Here is a 19172-nt window from a genome sequence, read left to right as displayed (position 1 = left end):
GAAAACCGAATGAGTAATGGAATCAATTCAAGTCATGTATGCCGATACGCCCCTTGCGTATCAACCAGGCGAGTCACTCCTCGAAGCCGCCACGCGGGCAAATGTAGCCATCCCCAATAGCTGTCGCAGCGGAATATGCCAATCGTGTTTAGTGAAGGTTACCGACGGTGAAATCCCCGCTAAATCTCAAGACGGTTTGAGTGAAGCTCAAAAAGCACAAGGTTACGCACTTGCATGCCAATTGAAACCCGATAGCCCTATCCTCGTCCAACCTGCTGATCATCAAGATCAACTCAACGCTACCGTTATTGAACATTCACTGTTTAACAACGGCGTTCTCAAATTAGTGCTCGCAAGTGATGAACTGAAGTGGATTGCAGGCCAATTTATTTCAATCTGGAAAACCGATCAAATAACAAGACCGTATTCAATTGCGAGCCTACCTGAAGATCATCTCATTGAATTACACATCCAAAAGCACGAACACGGTATCGTGAGTCATTGGCTACACGATGAAGTAAAGCCAGGCGATACGCTCAAGATTGGCTCTGCACGCGGTGAATGTTGTTACGGCGATAACATGTCAGAAAAATCGCTGTTGCTAGTAGGCACAGGAACAGGCCTTGCCCCTCTTATAGGGATTATCAAAGATGCACTGCAACGTGGCCATCAACAACCTATCAAATTGCATATTGGAGCTCGTGATGCCAATCGCCTTTACCTGGTTAATGAACTACGAGCGCTGCAATCAACCTACACAAATTTTGAATTTTTACCGATATTGAAAGAGGCGGATGACTTATCAGCAAGCGGGCCTTTCGAACAGGCTGATGAACTCAGCAGTTACATAAAAGAAAGCTACAGCAGCTTTCAAGATTGGTGCGTATTTTTATGCGGCGCGCCTGATTTAGTGCGAAAATTGCAACGCATCTGCTTCTTAAATGGAGCAAGCTTAACCGATATCCATGCGGATCCTTTCATCAGCAATTAAAAGTGTGCACCTAAACCAGCTATAAACGATCCATTATGTAGCCTTATTAATCAAATTCGCTTCAACATAATGCACTATTATCCTAGGTTTTCAGCTTAGAGCTTCCGGCAACCACAAAATACCTCGCTATCACTCCCCAGAACTACCCAAATTAGGCGTCTTCAGATGTTTTTGTCGTACGAACGCAAAAATTATCGCAAAAATAGTTTTTGGCAAGCGAATTGCAAATATCTAGCTATCGGCGCCACTTTATCCAGGGCGCACCCAATTAGGTCATCACCTTATTTAAATCCATAGCCGGCACCATGAGCGATGTAGCACTACATAAACCTACTTCCAACAGTGACGAAAGCAATCCTTTGGAAAGTACACCGCCAAAAGCGCCCGCCAAAATACTTGATGGGCCGCAATTTATTATTGTTGGCGCGGGCCCTGTGGGCACTCGTTGTGCGACCGAGATTCGTAAGCGTTTCAAAGCGCCTTGTAGCATTACAGTATTTGGGGATGAACCTTACGCGCCTTACGACCGCATTAAACTCACTCAACTGTTAGCGGGTAACATTCACTACCCCGATATATTTTGGTCATTGGATGTGAACGAAGCTGAGAAAGGTCATCCGGACTCTCAACTCGACTTCGTCACCGCAGCCATTGACCACATTAATCCAGTATCCAAAATTGCGGTTGATAGCCAGGGGAATCAACACCCTTACGACTATATTATTCTTGCGACTGGATCGTCGCCGCACATTCCCAACATTACCGGTACCGAATTATCCGGTGTCTACACCTTCAGAAATATTCGCGATACCGAAGGACTTATCGCTCGCATTAACCGATCACGACATGTTGTTGTCGTAGGCGGTGGCCTACTTGGACTTGAGGCAGCAAAAGGCTTACAGCGAAATAACACGCAAGTGACATTGGTTCATCAGGCACCACGTTTGATGAATAGGCAACTAAGTGAAGGTCCGGCAGAAGAGCTGCTCGAACAAGTAAAAGCACAGGGCATTCAAGTCATCACCAACGACGGCTTACGGAAAGTCCATGGCGATATCCGGGTCGACGGCATCACCACCCGCCAAGGTAAATTTATCGAGTGTGACACTGTCGTATTATGTACGGGCATAAAGCCCAACACTGGCATCGCGCAACGGTCTGGTATTGCATTCAATCGCGGCATTATTGTTGATGAAACATTAAAAACGTCTGCAAATTGCGTTTATGCCATCGGTGAATGTAGCGAATTTAAAGAAGAAGTTTTTGGCCTCGTTGCCCCAGGTCTCGAGCAAGCATCTGTACTCGCAACAAACCTCGCTGGTGGTAATGCGACTTTCTCGGGCACACAACCCTATACCAAACTTAAGGTAATGGATACTCAAGTCAATAGTTTGGGCTTGGTTGCTGACTTTATTAAAAGGCCGAAACTTTCACAAATAGAACGCACAAAAACCAAAAAAGGTAAGACCCTGTTTAGTCGCAGTGTCGCCTTCTACAAGGGCCATATTATTGGTGCCTGCGGCGTCGGTGAATGGCCTGAACTACAACGTATTCGCGAAGCTTACCTACAAGAACGATTCATCTTTCCATGGCAGCTACTGTGGTTTCGTTTAACCGGTAATATTTGGTTCACACAAAAAGAAGACCACGTCAGCAACTGGCCCGCTAACGCCGTTGTATGCCAATGTAACCAGGTCAGCAAAGGCAGTATCGAAGGCGCTATCGCTCAAGGAGCCAACTCTGTGGCCGCTGTTGGCAGTATGTGCAATGCTGGCACAGTGTGCGGCAGCTGCCAGCCACTACTTCAAACACTAGTCGACGAAAACATGCAAGACCTTGGCGAAGCGGTCGAACTACCTAGCACAGGCTTTCTTTCGTCACCAAGTCTGATGCTTAGCAGCGTTATCGCGTTTGCCATTGCTGCTGCAATTCTATTTCTTCCAAGTATTCCAGCACCAACATCTGTTCAAGAGGCTTCACTATCTTGGTTATGGACGGACACATTTTACAAACAAGTGTCCGGATTTAGTTTGCTTGGGATTACTGCTCTCGGTCTAATTTTGTCATTACGCAAACGATTTAGATGGCAGTTCTTAGGTGATTTTAGCCATTGGCGTTTGGTCCATGCCATTTTTGGTGTACTGGCGTTGGTGATATTGCTTGCTCATACAGGGTTAAGCCTAGGAGATAACCTAAACCAGCTATTGATGATTAATTTTTTGGGTGCAGCTCTAATAGGCTCAGTATTGGGTGTACTTATTAGCTCCACCAAGGTGTCAACTAACAATCAAACATTCAGAAAACTGAGTTTTTGGATGCATGTTTTAACGGTATGGCCTCTTCCGGTGCTCATAACAGCACACATTGTATCGTCATACTATTTTTAGTTTTTAATAGGAACACCCATTGTTTGGCAATAAATTTATTTGGTTAATTTGGGGATTAGTGACAGTGGCACTAGGTGGTTACTATGTTTATCAATTTGAAGGCGCGGAGGATAAATCCGCCCTACTCATTGGTGATACCAGCCACGGACATTTTCAAATTGAAATGGCTTGCTCTAGTTGTCATACCGATCCGTTTGGTGGTCCTGAGATCCTTCAGAATGCTTGCCTTAATTGCCACCAAGACGAGTTAAAGGCAGCTGATGATTCGCACCCTAAAAGTAAGTTCACCGATCCACGTAATGCTGATCGAGTCAAGATTCTAGATGCTCGCTACTGTATTACCTGCCACACGGAACACGACAAAGACAACACACTGGATATGGGCCTTACCATTCCCGAAGATTACTGTTTCCACTGCCACCAAGAAATTTTTGAAGAGCGACCCAGCCATGAAGGCATGGGCTTTGAAACCTGTGCTACCTCTGGCTGCCATAATTACCATGACAACCGTGCACTCTACGAAGACTTTCTCATTGAACATGGCACTAAGCCTGCAATGCTGCCTACTCAGAAGTTACCCGACTTAGTGAGTGATAAGGAAGATAATCAGCTCACAGTGACTGAGGCTGACGCACCTATAGAACATCAAAATGCAACAGCAATGTCGGAATGGCACGAAAGTGCTCACGCACAAAAAGGTGTGCAATGTAGCGATTGTCACCAACCCCAACACTCTGATTCATGGATAGAAAAACCAGGTATTGCTGAGTGCAGCACTTGTCATACCGACGAAGCTGCAGGTTTCACACAAGGCAAACACGGGATGCGTCTTTCATCGACTCTAGACACGCCTCTAAACCCGGTAACTCCTGCGCTGGTCAGCAGCAATGGGACAGCTCTCGCGTTCAATCCCGAAACCATGGATCAAACACACGGCTGTAACACTTGCCATGGCGCACATACATTTAATACACAATCTGCCGCAGTCAATGCTTGTTTAAGTTGTCATAACGACGACCACAGCCAAGCTTATAACAGCTCACCTCACGCTGCCTTATGGGAAAAAGAAATTGCCGGAACTGCAGAACCAGGTACTGGCGTAAGTTGTGCTACCTGCCATATGCCGCGCGAAGTTCATGATGACTTCGGCAACATCACTGTAATCGTTCAGCATAATCAAAATGCGAACCTTCGACCTAACGAAAAAATGATTCGTAGTGTTTGCATGAACTGCCACGGACTGGGTTTTAGTATCGACGCGTTAGCCGATGATTCACTCATTAACAGCAATTTTCATGGGCAACCCGCGAACCACATACCATCAATAGATATGGCCATTGAGCGCGCGGAGCGATAGCAAAATACCATTAACAATCACCACTAAAATTGAAGCGTTAAACATTAGCAACATTACACATCCATTAAGGGGTAGATATTATGAAACATTCAACATTGGGTTTAAGCATTGTAGGGGCTGCTTTACTTTTGAGTGCTTGTGGCGAAGAAGCCGCGGCGCCAGTGGGCATTGAACCAAAACTCTATACCGATTCACTATTTGCGGTAATGAACGCGGACCGCGCTAATTACACAAAATTAATCGTCCAACGCCTGGGGCCAAATGGCGCGGGTGTTATCAAACCAGACGAGCACTGGAAAGAACTTGAGAATGGCGCGCTGCTTCCAGCGCAGATGTTCCGTGCGGGTGCTGAAGCCGTTGCCGAAAAAACAGATGAATTCTCTTACTCGTTACAGTCTCTATGGCCTGTTAACAAGCAAAACGCACCGCGAACGGAAATGGAAAAGGAAGGTCTACAGTACATCGTTGATAACCCTGGTGAAAATTTTTACGGTACTGAAGCATTAGGCGATGTCAGTTATTTCACCGCTGTTTATCCTGATGTTGCGGTTTCTCCCGCGTGCGTAAATTGCCACAACGAACATAAAGATACGCCTAAAACTGATTTCAAAATCGGTGACGTAATGGGTGGTGTGGTTATCCGCGTTCCACTTTAGGCGTTATAGTTCGTCACTCTCATTCAGCTGATTGCATTCATACCGGATGCAATCAGTTTGAGTTGTGCTCAGTGTGCTCTAGCGGGTGGAGAGGAAACTCTCCTAGCTGAAAGTCGTTTCCGTTTTGTTTTGTTGCTTCTCTCGATGTGTTTTAGCAAAACTCACCGCAAGCGTGAATCGACTGGAAAGACTCCGATACCCGCTAGATCACACTAAGCGCAATTTCCCTATCACTCCACCGCTGCGTGTTAAGGAGTCGTCCCATGTCATTGTTACTTGCAGATTCTAAGGTAGAAAAAGCACATCGTTTATTAGGATCAGGTTTTTTCTGTGGGCTATTGTTGCTTATCGGCTGCGACAAAACCGACCCTGACATTATTGCTGGCGAAACGATAGTGAATCAAAACTGTAAGGTTTGCCATGCCCCAGGTCTCAACAATGCACCGGTTTTAGGCAACAAAGTGATGTGGAAACCACGTGCAGAACAGGGCTTAGAAACTCTCGTCCAGCACGCGTCTAATGGCTACGGCTTAATGCCTGCAAAAGGCGGAAACGAAGCGTTGACAGAGCTAGAAATCACGCAAGGTATAAAATACATGCTGTCGCTGTTAGAGGCGGAATAGTATTTAAATACCACACCAATGATATAAGGCCTGGGAGAACCCTAAATAAGCCGATTTTTGCTTCGTACGCCGACACATCCAAGGGACAGCGCCCATTGAATTCCATTTCGACTTCCCAATGCTCCCCGTATACAATTTCCTTTCGTCTCGTCCATACTAAAAAATAACCAACCCTTTAGACAGACCTAAGCGTCCGAAGATAGGAAATACAACATATGACTAATATAGTTGAAATTCATTACTGTACCTTATGTCGCTGGCTACTAAGATCGAGCTGGATGGCGCAAGAGCTTTTGACCACTTTTGATGGCGAGATTGATGCTTTAACGTTGCGCCCTGGCAGTGGTGGAGTTTTTGAAGTGACCGCAAATGGAAAAATCGTATGGTCGAGAAAGGAAGAAGGCCGATTCCCCGAGATCACTGAATTAAAACAGCGCGTGAGGGATGTCATTTCTCCCAATAGGGATCTCGGCCATATAGATAAAGTTAAGCGCAACGTAGAATAAAAATTCTACGTTATCAGCACCGACTATTCATTGTGCCACTCTATTACAACGAGGACTGTTTCGCGGTAATAATATAAGCACCATCCCAGGCTTCACGATGGAGCTTATCCGGATCGTCGACAATTTCATCTTGAGAAGAAAAGCGATAAATTTTCCGATCTTCATGACTGTATTGCGGCCAATTGTCTAAAGGCTTTCCATGGTGAACGAAGTGTGCCCAATGGGCTTGCATACGCTCGGCAAGCGCTTTTCGTTTACCCCAAAGTAAACCGCCACGCATCGCTATACCAAACAAGCCTTTAAACGGCCAGACAAAACCTAATTCAACAGCGTGCGCCGCACCGAGTAGAGGATGTTTAAAATCAAACCGATAGCACCAGGTATCATTATTTTTCGCATGCTCTTCAGCAAAATTCATGGTGGGCATACCAAAGGTAATATGCGTTGCTAGTAAACGATTTCCCGCTTTATCATTTGGATAGGCGCTTAATAGCTGATTTGCCGCTTCGGCGCTAAGCTGCTCTCTAACCAACAGTTCGCTATCCTCACGAGCCATTGGCAAAATTGGCTTTCCCTTTATCACCTCAAACAATCTAATCTCCTCTTGATTGTAACCAACCAGTAGCGGCACGTTATGAGTTGTTTTTGCTCTAGCCTCTTCTAAAGAGGTAGGAAAAACATCTCCATCATACCAAGGCGCCGCTGGCACTGTTTGCTCTTCGAAAGAAGCCGCTTTTATTTGAGCATGTAACAATGTCGAAATATCCAATGCACGCAGCGCTTCAAGACTGGATGCTGCTTCACCAAGCACTTTTTTATAGTGTTCAGCAATACGCTGACTCCGTTCTTTGGCATGGAATAAACTAAGCGCACCACTCTGCATAATTGCACCATGAAACAACGGCCACTGGGTTTCATTAATCAGCAGCATTGAAATGGCTAAAGAACCTGCGGACTCTCCCGCAATAGTGACCCGTTGTGGGTCACCTCCAAATGCAGCAATATTGTCCCGCACCCATTCTAGCGCAGCTATTTGGTCACGAACCCCCAAATTACTTGGCACATCCAAGCCGAAAGCATCAGCGAAATTGGCAAAACCTAAGATACCCAAACGATAATTAATGGAAACGACGATTATATTTTTTTCACTCGCGAATTTGCTGCCGTCATAGGTATTGCCGGAACCCGTCATGAAAGCGCCGCCGTGAATCCATACCATGACCGGCAGCGGCGTATCGCTTTTCTGACAGGGAGTCCAAATATTGAGGACCAAGCAATCTTCATCAACAGTTGGACCCGCGATTTTTTTCTCGGTGGCAAGCGCACCAAAAAATTGCGGACACTCCGGCCCATATTTCGTTGCGTCTTTTTCTTCGACCCAGGGCACTGGGGATTTAGGAACACCAAAACGCTCTGCAGACGCATACGGCACCCCTAACCAATAGCGTGCTCCGTTGCTCTCTGCACCATGAACAGGCCCGGACTGTGTCTCGACAACTAAACTCATGTAGTACTACTCACCTCAACATTTATTTATATTTTCTCACGAACTCACAATACAAGACTGTAACGTACTAAAGCGGACAGAGTATCCCGCTGGCTATCGAATGACTATCACGTTTTGGCATCTATTTTTGTACCACATTCCAATGCAAGTCTTAATATTGCCACCCACACTGAATTCAATAGGGTACCATATGTAAAAAATCATTGACCAAAGAGCTGGTCCAAACTTTATAATCGACCCATCATTCGTTTTTTCGTATATACAAGGTAATCATTCATGACGTCAATAAGCGGCACGCTCAAACACCGAGAGCGTATATTGCAAGCAATTCGCGACCTACCGTTCCATCGATATTTAGGAATAGAAAAATTGGTTGCCAATGATGGACAAGCAACGCTTTCATTGACTGTTAATAAAAATACGTTAAATCCAGGGGGCATGTTCCATGGTGCAGTAGCCTATGCAATTGCAGATATAACTGCTTATGCAGCAGCCGTCAGCACACTCGAAGAAAATCAGGAAGCAGTCACTCACGACTTACATGTTTCGATGCTGCGCCCAGCGAATGACGGCGATAGGATTGTGACGGAAGCCAACGTGGTCAAGCGAGGACGCTCTATTATTTTCATCGATGTAGCCGTTTACAAAGAGGCTTCACACTCTCTGCCTGACAACTCTTCTCAGCAACCCGATAACAATCCGCGTGCGCTCATTGCGATGGATCGCGTAACTAAAAGTGTTATAAATTATTAGCGCTTGTGATATTCCATGAAAACTTCAAAACCTTTTTTGCTACCGCCAATTGCCACTGCATTATTATTTTTTGCATTGCAGTATGCTACTAGAGAAATAACCGTCACATTAACAGAAACGTTTAAAATAAGTGCACATATCTTTGACAACGTTACATGCATCAGCCTCTCGGCAATATTATCCACTATTTCTACGTTATTGATTGGAATCTCGACTTTCCAGTTTTGGCGAGATCGCACATCAGTCAACCCTCGTAATTTCGAAGGCACTCAAACGCTTGTCGTCCGCGGTGTTTTTAGACTGACTCGAAATCCTATGTATTTGGGGTTTTTCCTATTACTCGTTGCACTTGGTTTTTTCCTTGATAACATAGTCAGCATGATAATTGCAGTGTTCTTTATACCAGTGATGACACGGCTACAAATCAAACCGGAGGAACAATATTTAAAAGAAAAGTTTGGAGAAAGCTACGAAAACTATTGCGCGAACGTTCGCCGCTGGCTTTAATAAATCACCAGTCCATTGGCGTTAACTAACTGCCTAAACGATAGCGAAGTTTAACAACCAGCTGCTCTGAACTCGGATTATGATATGCAGACTGCAGCATATCCTGGAATTCATCCTGCTCTATCGGTGCATATCTCTCATTACTATTCTTGGTATAAACAACAAATAGATCTGATAAAGGCGCGATCTCCCACCGGTATCGCAACTGGAAATTGAGATTTGAGATGCTGAACTGCCTCGATTCATCTGCCGGATTGAGCGCATCCTCTATCAGGTGTCCCGGACTACTAGGAATTGTATATCGTTCATCTTCAAATGCACGAATACCCACCCACTGAAAAGATGCTCGAAACTGCTGCTTAGCCGTGAAGAAAAAGTCAAAGTCCCACTGAACCTTCCACTCTTCTGCGTCATAAGTACTCATGCTTTCACCCGCAAAGTGCAGCAACCAACCTTCACGATTTTTATTACTCATACTAAGTGAAGTGCTCAAACGATCCACAGGGCGATAGGTTAATTTCATCCATGAATAAATGTTATAACCTCCTTTGTCCTCAGGACCTCGCTCTAGCAAGAAATTAGCCGAGAGTTTTTTTGACGTATCTGTCTTGTAACCAATACCTGCTTTGTATCGCTGGTCGATTTTATAAGTGCCATTCCCAAAACTATTACGATCTTCGTAACGCTCGGGTAATAGATCAATTTTGGTTCGCCACTCTGATAGGTTATCGTTTGTCAGATAGCCTTTCCAAAACAAACCGGAACGAATCAATCGTTTATCTAGATTCCATAACTGCAGCATCGATACGTCATTTCGAAGTTCTCGCCCATAATTGATAGAAGAATCTTGCAAATTCAACGAATAGCGGAGAGCCATTGCATCATTACGGCGAAAAAACCCAAGGTCGTTAATGTTGACTTCACGATCAAAATATTCCAATTCCAGCATGTGCTTCACACCTTGATCAGGAGTATAAACCGTATCAAGGAAGCCACCGACACCGTCACCTTCGACATCAATATCTGAATAAAATACCTGGCCGTCTAATTGCCACCGCCCGTCACCTGTCAAATAGTGCCCGTCAATACCATGCACTACGGCCTCACGATCAGAGTGTAGAGCTGCCGTCGACATCCAACCCAAACCCCGAGTAGCGCCACCACTGGCGTCTTCATACAAGACTCGAGCAACAGCGTAGTTTCGACCATTTTGCTCAACGTCTACTGCTGATCCACTGATATCTTCACCCACAAATGTTGTGTCATCCTCTATCGCTGATAACAAACCGTATCGGAAATTACCGCTCTCTCCTGTGAGTTTTGCGGCTCCCAACAATTCCGCAGGCTGACCCAGCTCTACGGATGGGATGTCAACATCTGCGGGGATATCAGGAGCAAATGCTCGACCACCAATCCGTCGGGTATTGAGTAGCGTTGTTGGAACATTATTTGTGGCTTTAGGTGTTGCTATAAATACGTCTTGCCCTTCTAGGAAAAAAAGCCTTTTCTCGGGAAAAAATGTTTCGGTCGCGGACAAGTTAACGATCACGTCATCGGATTCCACACTACCAAAATCTGGATTTAATGTTGCCGCCAGTTGAAAGTTGGTTGTCGGACGCCAAAATATATCGGCTCCCGCTTTGGTGTCCGTCTCGTCGGTTATTCGGTCTAGCGTTGAAGAAAGGTAAGGGAAAATACTGTACTGTTGGCGAGGCGAAACACCCACCACTTCGTATTGATCTAAGACCGACAGAAATTGCGGCTTTGTGCTCGGCAAGGCAGGCCAAGCCCACCGCTCATCCAAATACCCTACTTTACGAGATGCATATACGCCGATGTTCCGCTCAGCTTCGCGTTTAGGCATGCTCATCACAGACCACGGAATAAACATTTCCGCGCTCCATCCATACTCAGTTTCTGATGTAGCACCGCGCCATGGGCCGTCCCAGTTCGGAGAATAACGTCGCTCCGGTAAGATCGTTCCATCCAATAAGCTGCCGCCCAGAGCGACACCAAACCAAAACCCATAGCGGGCTTCACTGGAACTATCGAAAGTAATGAAGACGGCATCGCGATTCAAACCGCGATTATCCCGCGATGATAATCGGTTGAGTAAGGTTTCTTTAGGTTGGTGCAGATCAAAGCCGACATAAACTCCCTTTTCGCTATAGAACACTCTAAGCTCTGTGAGGTGTTTGCCAGGGACTAAGGTGTCTGGTTCAACGGTACCGAAATCAGTTTGCGGTTCGATGTCGCGCCATTGCGGCTCGAGTAGCTTACCGTCGATGCTCATGTCGAGCTCTGACTCGACAAAGTTCAGCAGACGAATGCGAGATGTTGGTTGGATAGTACGATCTAAGGGACGAATCGAGTCTTCTGCATTCACGGGTTGAATACCTTGGAATGCTAAAAGTAGTAAGATTCCTCCGCGGGACAAGAGCGACCTAACATTCTCTTGCCCGTTACAGCACTTTAATAACTGACTTTTAAAAACAGGCAGGTGAAAACATCGCATCAAGCGCAAACCTCTGAAACACATCGGCAAATAAAAACTCATCACACGCTTTGTCGACTTGGAATGCGAGACACATAAGGGACATTACGGCGGAACATCTGAACGCGAATTATAGACATTCGCGAAGCGATTAAAAAATGCGAGGGCGTGTTTGAGGCAGAAAATAGCCTAGATTTTAATGCGATTTACCATTCTTAATATTTGGCAAGCCATTAATAAAGTTTTGTAAACGGCAAGTCTTATACGCTACTTTAGAGTTCAGTCTATTTCTCAATACCGAAAGAGTTAACAACCCTATGTTTTTGTAGAGCGTGAATAGGGATTTGCGGGATAAGAGAAATAGAGCATGACAATCGCAATGGTTGCGTAGCTTATTGTCGCTATAACTATAGTCGACAAATTCGTTGCTTGATCAATAAAATATCCGAGCAGGATGGGTGAAAGTGAAGTCGCAAATACTATGATCGCAATATTGACAGAGCGTATAGCGCCAATAGATTGTGCACCATATATTTCTGCCCACAATGCCCCAGTAATCGGCGAGCCACCACCGATCGACATCGCCAAAAGCGCCATAAAAACTATTGCGCTCCGATCTCCATCGCCAAATAGAATCACCGCTAGAGCACACACCAGAGGTATAAGAAAGTATGGTAGCAGCCGATGAGCGCTAAACCGATCGACAAGCACCCCACTCACTAGCGAGCTAACCCAGTGCACTACGCCATAAACAATAAAACAGGTCGCAAACAATGCGGCTGACCACCCTTTGCTATCTAGCAAAAAATTCTGGTGGATAAAGATACCTGTTGCGATAAATGGTCCCGCCATCAATCCGGGTAACGCTAGCCAGTATCGGTAGTCTCTGAGTAACAGTGCCCGTATACCTTTTTTTTGAATAGCAGCGGTCCGAACGGCGGAATCATTTCCAGAACTATGTGTACCCTTCTGCGCATCGTCTAGACGCTCGATATCGCTATACTGGATAAGCATTAACATACTCGGCAACACAACAATCAATACCCACACACCAATGGCCATAAACGCATGCTGCCAACCAACTGTTGCGATCAAAACTACCGCCAAAGCCGGTAAGATAATCTCTCCCACCGGGAACCCAGAGGAGGCAATGCTGAGTGCCTTTCCACGATGGGTATCGAACACTCTCGCCATCGTAGTCGAGCCTGCGTGGGGCAAAAGTGCCTGCCCAAACAATCGCAAAAAATACAACGCGATAACTAAAAGCGCCGCCACTTGCACCTGCGACAACAACAAACAAGCTACCGACAGCCCCACACAGACAATTGCAACATAGTGGCGCAACTGCAATCTATCTACCAATCTCCCTGCCCACACAACGGTCATCGCACTTAGCAACGTCGCCAATGAATAGGTAGAACCGTATTCGGCGGCGGAAAGACCGAGGCTACTTTGTATCGCTTCGCTAAACTGGCCGACAAAAAATGATTGCCCAAAATTCCCCCAAAACACGGCGAGAAATCCAAACAGTAGAACGGCCCACGAATGCTTTACGAAGAGAAAGTAAGATTTCATAAATAATAGCGCAGGCGTTAGAACGCCTGATTAGAAATTGACTGTAAGCCGACGACTTTGCTTTTTAAGATGTATACGTAGCGATTAGAAAGCGAATCAATGGAATCGACTGTGCTGCGATAGGAAATTTTTTTGGCTTCCCGGAACGCTTGCATATGATCGACAAAGCGACCACATTGAGGGCTATAGTTTTCACCGAGAGCATACTCTAGTTGGTGATTACCATCCCCCACACCGCCGACCTCCAGCTCTTCTCCAGAACGAAGGTAGACAAGCAGCTGAACATCGCCATCGCCATTTTTCAACTTCACCAGTGCATCTTTTCCTGGAGGGTTTGCCAATGTTAAAACGTGCTGGCCGCTACGAAAGAAATTACTGATTACGCTGGTCATCGGACGCTGTGTTCCAGACTCACGGCAACGCAAAGCGATCGTTTCCTCGGATGGCCCTGGTCGCAAATTCGAACGTAACGTATAGCCTTTTACCGAGGGTGAACTTATCCAAACCCAAAGCCCATCATCGGATATTTTCTCCACATTGACTTCGACCTGATGCTCCAACTCTATAATGGGTTCTACCGACTGATCCGATTTAACCATGCGAGGGTAAATAGCCGCAGTCAACGATTTAACATGCATCAACTCAGGCGCGAGCAATAACTCCATGTCATCGCTAGCAATATGCGACACATCATCATCAGAAAATAAGATAGCCAAAACTGCAATACACATTGTTGCCGCAGTAGCAAAAAAACCTAGCACTCGGTTTTTCCGCTTCTCACCGGTAACCTTTTTTTCAACACCTGAAGAGAAAGCAGACATCTTCACGGGGGTAATCGTTTCACTCGCTGAAAGTGAGGATGCCTGTTCGGCGGACTCTGCAAAATCACCATAGCGTTTCACCCAGCCCGCATTAGACTGCATATCAATAGCCTGCCTGACTTTTGCGATAGCTGTTAATGCTCGATGAGTATTGTCGTAAGCTACTTTTCTATCAGGGTTTAATAGGATAGAGAAGCATGCATGTTGTTCGTCATCATTACCTTGGGTGATATTGCTTAGCTTGTCCCGATTAATCTCATAGTTGGCCAAACCACAGCGGCGATATAGATCCTTCATCCGCGTAGCACCTCGTAAGCTTGCTTGACCAACACAAACATAGTGCTCGCGACAGCGGCATCGACTTTTGTAGGGTCATTTCGATCAGGGTGATACTGCTGTGCACGTTTTCTATATGCCAGTTTTAATTCTTCTTGCGTTACATCTTTAGCCACACCCAGTACTTGGCGCGCATCATCCGCTGTTAAGCTCTCAGCATTAAATCGTTTAACAATCTCTTCAATTCCAAGTGCTTTCTTCGGCACACTGTTTTCCCACCAGTCAACACTGCTGGGGTCACCCGGCGCTTTCAGTATCCGCCGTGTTTCTGTTTTGTATGCGTCTTGTAGTACTCGATGGTCAATATCAAACAAATCAGCCAAGAAAGTTAAAATATGAATATCAGCTTCTGAAACATGCGGTTTCGCGTTAATCAGTTTAATTGCCTGTTCGACGAGGAATAATTGTTCAGCGTGGTTTAAGTGCTTGCGTAAATTCTCGCAAGCAATCACCAAGTGTTGGAAAGATTGTCTTAAAGACTTATAAATAAGCTCCGCGTACTGACCTGTTTGCGTATCGTTTTTTAGATAGCGAGCCAGAATCGGGCGCTGGGCATCCATCAAACGTCCTTCGCTCAACGAAAGCCATACCATGATGTATGCGACTGACACATCAACTTTAGTTGACGGGTCGACTAATAAAGAGTCTAGCGTTACCTCTTTAGATCCCGATGACATAGTACCACACAAAATAACTGACGATTTACTACGACTTTTTTCTGAGTCAGCGTCTTTTCCTGGAGGAGAAAGGAATCGTACGTTCGAAAAAGCCCTCAATAAGATATTGGGCTAATTATAGCGCAGTGAATAGCCAAAGCGGAGAGATTAAGAGCGCAATCAATGCGCTAACAAAAAATATTAGTAGAAGTGCTTTAAACGGCTTTTGTTTTACGTTACCCCAAAAGCTAGGTGCGCGGCCTCGAATTACAGATTGACGATGTTCGTCACGGGCTTTCTGAGCAAAGCCCTCCTGAAACTCAATAATGAGACTCTTCGCCTCTGCAAGGCGTTGCTCGTCGCTTGGCAAGGGCTCAGCGACGAGCCGCGTTTTTTCTTCGGCATCTTGACTCGCTGCGGCCTCAATCACCGCACCCTCAATTAACCATAAACCATGCACGCCCGTCCCCCAGAAACCCGGAGAGGTTTCGTAGTATGCAACATGGTTCTCGTCAAGTAGTCGCTTTACCGCTGCTGCTTCAGCCGGAGGAACCTGATGAAGATTAAATATCAATCGAGACACAATAGCGTTTACAACATACCCTAAGGCTTGAGGCCATAGCCTGTGCGAAAAATCCAAGCTACCACGCCTAAACACAACCCAAGAAAACCTAAGATAGTGACAATACTAACCACCACACTCACATCAGCGATCTCATAAAAACTCCAACGAAAGCCGCTAATCAAATAGAGCACAGGGTTTAACAGCGTGATGTTTTGCCAAACAGGTGGCAACATATCAACGGAATAAAAACTTCCCCCTAAGAAAACCAATGGCGTGACTACAAGCATCGGAATTAGTTGCAATTTTTCAAAGTTATCCGCCCAGATGCCAATAATAAAGCCACATAAGCTAAAAGAAACACATGTCAGCACCAGAAAGAAAAGCATCATAAATGGATGGCGAATCTCTAATGGCACAAACACCGAAGCCGTCATCAAAATAATAATACCTAATAGCATCGATTTGGATGCCGCTGCACCAACGTAACCTAGCAATATTTCCCACATTGAGATGGGAGCGGATAGCACCTCGTAAATTGTGCCGGTGAAGCGAGGAAAATAGATTCCAAATGAGGCATTAGATAAACTCTGAGTCAAAAGCGATAGCATCATTAGGCCTGGCACAAGAAAGGCACCATAGCTAACGCCACCCACTTGATCAATTCGAGAGCCAATAGCTGAACCAAATACGACAAAGTACAACGAAGTAGACAGCACTGGTGACACGATGCTCTGCAACAACGTGCGCATAGTGCGAGACATTTCAAAGAGATAAATTGCTTTTACTGCGTGCCAATTCATACTAATCACCGGGCGACAATCTATCGCCAATATATGTTTATTCAGTTACCGACTACCGTTCACTAGCTCAACAAATATATCTTCTAATGAACTTTGCTGTGTCTGCAAATCTTGAAATACAATTCCCGCTTCGCGTAGTGCATCGAGTAATTCCGTGACCGTGGTCGCCCCGGATTGTGCGCTATAGTTGTAGACCAGTCGTCCGTCATCGCTGAGTTGCAAATCATAGTTTGACAAACTATCAGGTATTTTTTCTATCGGGTTAACTAGCTCGAAGGTCATTTGTCGGCGACCTAGCTGACGCATCAATACGTTTTTCTCTTCGACTAAAACGAGCTCGCCTTTATTAATAACCCCGATACGATCAGCAATTTCTTCAGCCTCTTCAATATAGTGGGTGGTTAAAATGATAGTCACACCGGAAGCTCGGAGTTCCCGTACCAAGTCCCACATATCCTTTCTCAGTTCAACATCGACACCTGCGGTGGGCTCGTCGAGGAACAAAATACTCGGTTCATGCGAGAGCGCTTTAGCAATCATAACTCGACGTTTCATACCGCCTGATAACGTCATCATCATGTTATTTTTCTTATCCCATAGACTGAGCGCGCGCAATAATTTCTCGATATGCCCGGAGTCTTTTGGCTTACCAAATAAGCCACGGCTAAAGTTAACTGTATTGATTACGGTTTCAAACGCATCGGTTGTTAACTCTTGAGGAACCAATCCGATTTGACGGCGCGTCTGGCGAAAGTCTTTAACGATGTCATAACCGCCAACAGTGACGGCCCCATCGCTGGGGTTAATAATCCCACAGATAGTGGAGATGAGTGTGGTTTTACCAGCGCCGTTAGGCCCCAGGAGTGCGATGATTTCACCTTTATGAATATCGAGATTGATATCCTTCAGAGCCTGAAATCCGCCCTCGTAGATCTTTGATAAGTGCTTTACAGAAACAATTGATGTCATGGTGTAGCCGATACTCTCGCCACAAAAAGACCGCAGTATGCATGTTTTAGATGGAGCGTGCACGTCATGTGCAGGGACTAAAGGAATTTTTAGGCGTTTTTTCTGGTTTGCTGTTTGATGTCATCAGCACCGACGGCTCTATCTCGACCCAGACCTTTAGCAACATACAGCGCTCGATCAGCCTGCCCCTGTAACTCACGAAGTTCCAAATTCTGCTGTGGTATCAGCGAAGCGAAACCGATGGACACAGTGAGATACGAACTAATAGGCGATGCGACGTGGAGAATTTTTTCCTTGCGAATACAATCTAAAATCACTTGTGCCATATTGGCGGTATTTTGATAGTCATTCCCTGGAAGCAGTACCACAAACTCTTCACCGCCATAACGAGCGATCAGGTCATTTGGACGTCGGAGCTCAGAGCTGATCAGTTTGGCCACTCGACGCAAGCATCTGTCACCCGCATCATGGCCATATTCATCGTTAAAATTTTTGAAGTAATCGATATCAATGAACAATACACCTAGCGGTTCCGAAGAACGCTGCATCGCGCGCCAATCCAACTGTAAGCGATCATCTAGCTCTCGTCGATTGGCAATGCCGGTTAGCTTATCGATCCGAGAAAGCCGCATCGCCTCATCGCTGCGTTTGTAAACTCGACTATATGCCACCGTGGCAATAATCAAAGCCAGTAATGTAATCAATAAAATCGCGCCGCGCTGCTCGACCACGGGAAGAAATTGTTGCCATACACTCTGTTGAGGAATGGTAACGACGGCCAACAGCTCAATGGGCTCCATCCAATAGAACCCTGCGCGGCGGCGCTTCTGATCATAAGGGCTGTGCTCTATGACTAATTGTCCACGTTGCCTTTCTTCCATAACTTGGAACTCTGGCGTTTCGAAAACATTAATCGAGGAACTGGCCGGATCGAATGGATATCGGTAACTCCACTTGCCAGATTTTTGAGCAATCACCACGCTACTTCCTGGCTCAAGCGCCAGCTGCTTATAAAAATATTCGAAGGCATCCACTCTTGTGGTGATACCCACTACACCAGCAAAATTACCTTCCGCGTCGTTTAAGCGTAAGGTTTGATAGATCACCCAACGATTAGTTAAGCGAGATTGCAGCGAACCGCTATAGTAAACATCCGGCGAAGTATTCTCAGTGTGATGCTCAAAGTAGTCGCGATCTATAGCAAGAATCTCAGGTGTGGGGTGGGAATAGCTTGTCACTCGCACCACACCTTTACTATCGACCCAGAATAAATCGTGTTTGGAAACAGCGACATCCGACTGGGCAAACGCAGCTACAACCCCGCGCAGTGAGTCATATGCTTGGGTATCATCCCAGGAATCAGGGTTAGGGTTGTCCTGCAATTTGTCACGAGCAAAGCGCAATGCCAGCTCCGTTGAACGAAATTCCGCTTCAGCTTGTTTGATGAGAGTTAGGGAAAGGTTTTCTAGGGTTGTATCCGTTGAGGCAATATGGTCCTGGTAGCTCAGGTATAGTTGCCCACAAAAAGACGCAACAAGCAGCACAATCAATGAAATCGAAAATCGAATCCAGTTGCGCTTTGAATCAACTATGCGTTTACCAAGCTCAAACAATGTGAAGCATCCGCTGTTTTGATCTTAATCCCTAACCCCTTTTCGTTTTGGGGCAT

At 45.7% G+C, this 19172-nt stretch carries 17 protein-coding genes; 8 read left to right on the top strand and 9 right to left on the bottom strand.

Annotated features, from left to right (window positions below; translation table 11 throughout):
* Positions 1-16: 16 nt before the first annotated feature.
* From ACZ5NB_RS02900 to ACZ5NB_RS02875, 6 genes are all read left to right on the top strand, one after another.
* Positions 17-991 (top strand): 2Fe-2S iron-sulfur cluster-binding protein, encoded by a 975-nt coding sequence (locus ACZ5NB_RS02900; RefSeq protein ID WP_460231354.1) that lies wholly within the window; start codon positions 17-19, stop codon positions 989-991.
* 305 nt (positions 992-1296) lie between these two features.
* Positions 1297-3378, top strand: a complete 2082-nt coding sequence (locus ACZ5NB_RS02895) for an FAD-dependent oxidoreductase (RefSeq protein ID WP_460231353.1) — start codon at positions 1297-1299, stop codon at positions 3376-3378.
* Positions 3379-3436: 58 nt separating this feature from the next.
* Positions 3437-4735 (top strand): cytochrome c3 family protein, encoded by a 1299-nt coding sequence (locus ACZ5NB_RS02890; protein ID WP_460231352.1) that lies wholly within the window; start codon positions 3437-3439, stop codon positions 4733-4735.
* Between the two features lie 80 nt (positions 4736-4815).
* A complete protein-coding gene (locus ACZ5NB_RS02885) occupies positions 4816-5391 on the top strand; it encodes a Tll0287-like domain-containing protein (RefSeq protein WP_460231351.1) in 576 nt (191 codons plus the stop codon).
* Positions 5392-5654: 263 nt separating this feature from the next.
* Complete coding sequence (locus ACZ5NB_RS02880; RefSeq protein WP_460231350.1) at positions 5655-6014, top strand: c-type cytochrome; 360 nt, start codon at positions 5655-5657, stop codon at positions 6012-6014.
* 215 nt (positions 6015-6229) lie between these two features.
* Positions 6230-6520 (top strand): Rdx family protein, encoded by a 291-nt coding sequence (locus ACZ5NB_RS02875; RefSeq protein WP_460231349.1) that lies wholly within the window; start codon positions 6230-6232, stop codon positions 6518-6520.
* Positions 6521-6563: 43 nt separating this feature from the next.
* Here the strand turns inward: ACZ5NB_RS02875 and ACZ5NB_RS02870 are convergent, their stop codons facing one another.
* Positions 6564-8027: a carboxylesterase/lipase family protein gene (locus ACZ5NB_RS02870; protein ID WP_460231348.1), complete on the bottom strand. Its 1464-nt coding sequence runs from the start codon at positions 8025-8027 to the stop codon at positions 6564-6566.
* 276 nt (positions 8028-8303) lie between these two features.
* On the opposite strand from ACZ5NB_RS02870, the gene ACZ5NB_RS02865 reads away from it, so the two are divergent.
* Together ACZ5NB_RS02865 and ACZ5NB_RS02860 are read left to right on the top strand one after the other, a co-directional pair.
* Positions 8304-8780 (top strand): PaaI family thioesterase, encoded by a 477-nt coding sequence (locus tag ACZ5NB_RS02865; RefSeq protein ID WP_460231347.1) that lies wholly within the window; start codon positions 8304-8306, stop codon positions 8778-8780.
* A gap of 15 nt (positions 8781-8795) precedes the next feature.
* Positions 8796-9287 (top strand): methyltransferase family protein, encoded by a 492-nt coding sequence (locus ACZ5NB_RS02860; protein WP_460231346.1) that lies wholly within the window; start codon positions 8796-8798, stop codon positions 9285-9287.
* A 25-nt stretch (positions 9288-9312) separates the two neighbouring features.
* Here the strand turns inward: ACZ5NB_RS02860 and ACZ5NB_RS02855 are convergent, their stop codons facing one another.
* From ACZ5NB_RS02855 to ACZ5NB_RS02820, 8 genes are all read right to left on the bottom strand, one after another.
* The gene (locus tag ACZ5NB_RS02855; RefSeq protein ID WP_460231345.1) at positions 9313-11673 is read right to left on the bottom strand and encodes a DUF5916 domain-containing protein; all 2361 of its coding nucleotides are present in this window, start codon (positions 11671-11673) and stop codon (positions 9313-9315) included.
* Between the two features lie 423 nt (positions 11674-12096).
* Positions 12097-13356: an MFS transporter gene (locus ACZ5NB_RS02850; protein ID WP_460231344.1), complete on the bottom strand. Its 1260-nt coding sequence runs from the start codon at positions 13354-13356 to the stop codon at positions 12097-12099.
* A gap of 17 nt (positions 13357-13373) precedes the next feature.
* Entirely contained in the window at positions 13374-14474 is a 1101-nt protein-coding gene (locus tag ACZ5NB_RS02845; RefSeq protein WP_460231343.1) for a hypothetical protein, read from the bottom strand.
* Entirely contained in the window at positions 14471-15190 is a 720-nt protein-coding gene (locus ACZ5NB_RS02840) for a J domain-containing protein (RefSeq protein ID WP_460231342.1), read from the bottom strand. The genes ACZ5NB_RS02845 and ACZ5NB_RS02840 overlap by 4 nt, the downstream gene beginning before the upstream one ends.
* Before the next feature lie 115 nt (positions 15191-15305).
* On the bottom strand, positions 15306-15752 hold the full coding sequence (locus ACZ5NB_RS02835) for a DUF6164 family protein (RefSeq protein ID WP_460231341.1): 447 nt from the start codon (positions 15750-15752) through the stop codon (positions 15306-15308).
* 20 nt (positions 15753-15772) lie between these two features.
* On the bottom strand, positions 15773-16534 hold the full coding sequence (locus tag ACZ5NB_RS02830) for an ABC transporter permease (RefSeq protein ID WP_460231340.1): 762 nt from the start codon (positions 16532-16534) through the stop codon (positions 15773-15775).
* A 45-nt stretch (positions 16535-16579) separates the two neighbouring features.
* Positions 16580-17503 (bottom strand): ABC transporter ATP-binding protein, encoded by a 924-nt coding sequence (locus ACZ5NB_RS02825; protein ID WP_460231339.1) that lies wholly within the window; start codon positions 17501-17503, stop codon positions 16580-16582.
* An 89-nt stretch (positions 17504-17592) separates the two neighbouring features.
* Entirely contained in the window at positions 17593-19116 is a 1524-nt protein-coding gene (locus ACZ5NB_RS02820) for a sensor domain-containing diguanylate cyclase (protein WP_460231338.1), read from the bottom strand.
* Positions 19117-19172: the final 56 nt, after the last annotated feature.

The sequence above is a fragment of the Aurantivibrio plasticivorans genome (assembly GCF_055392955.1).
This window is presented reverse-complemented; position numbering and strand designations above follow the sequence as displayed.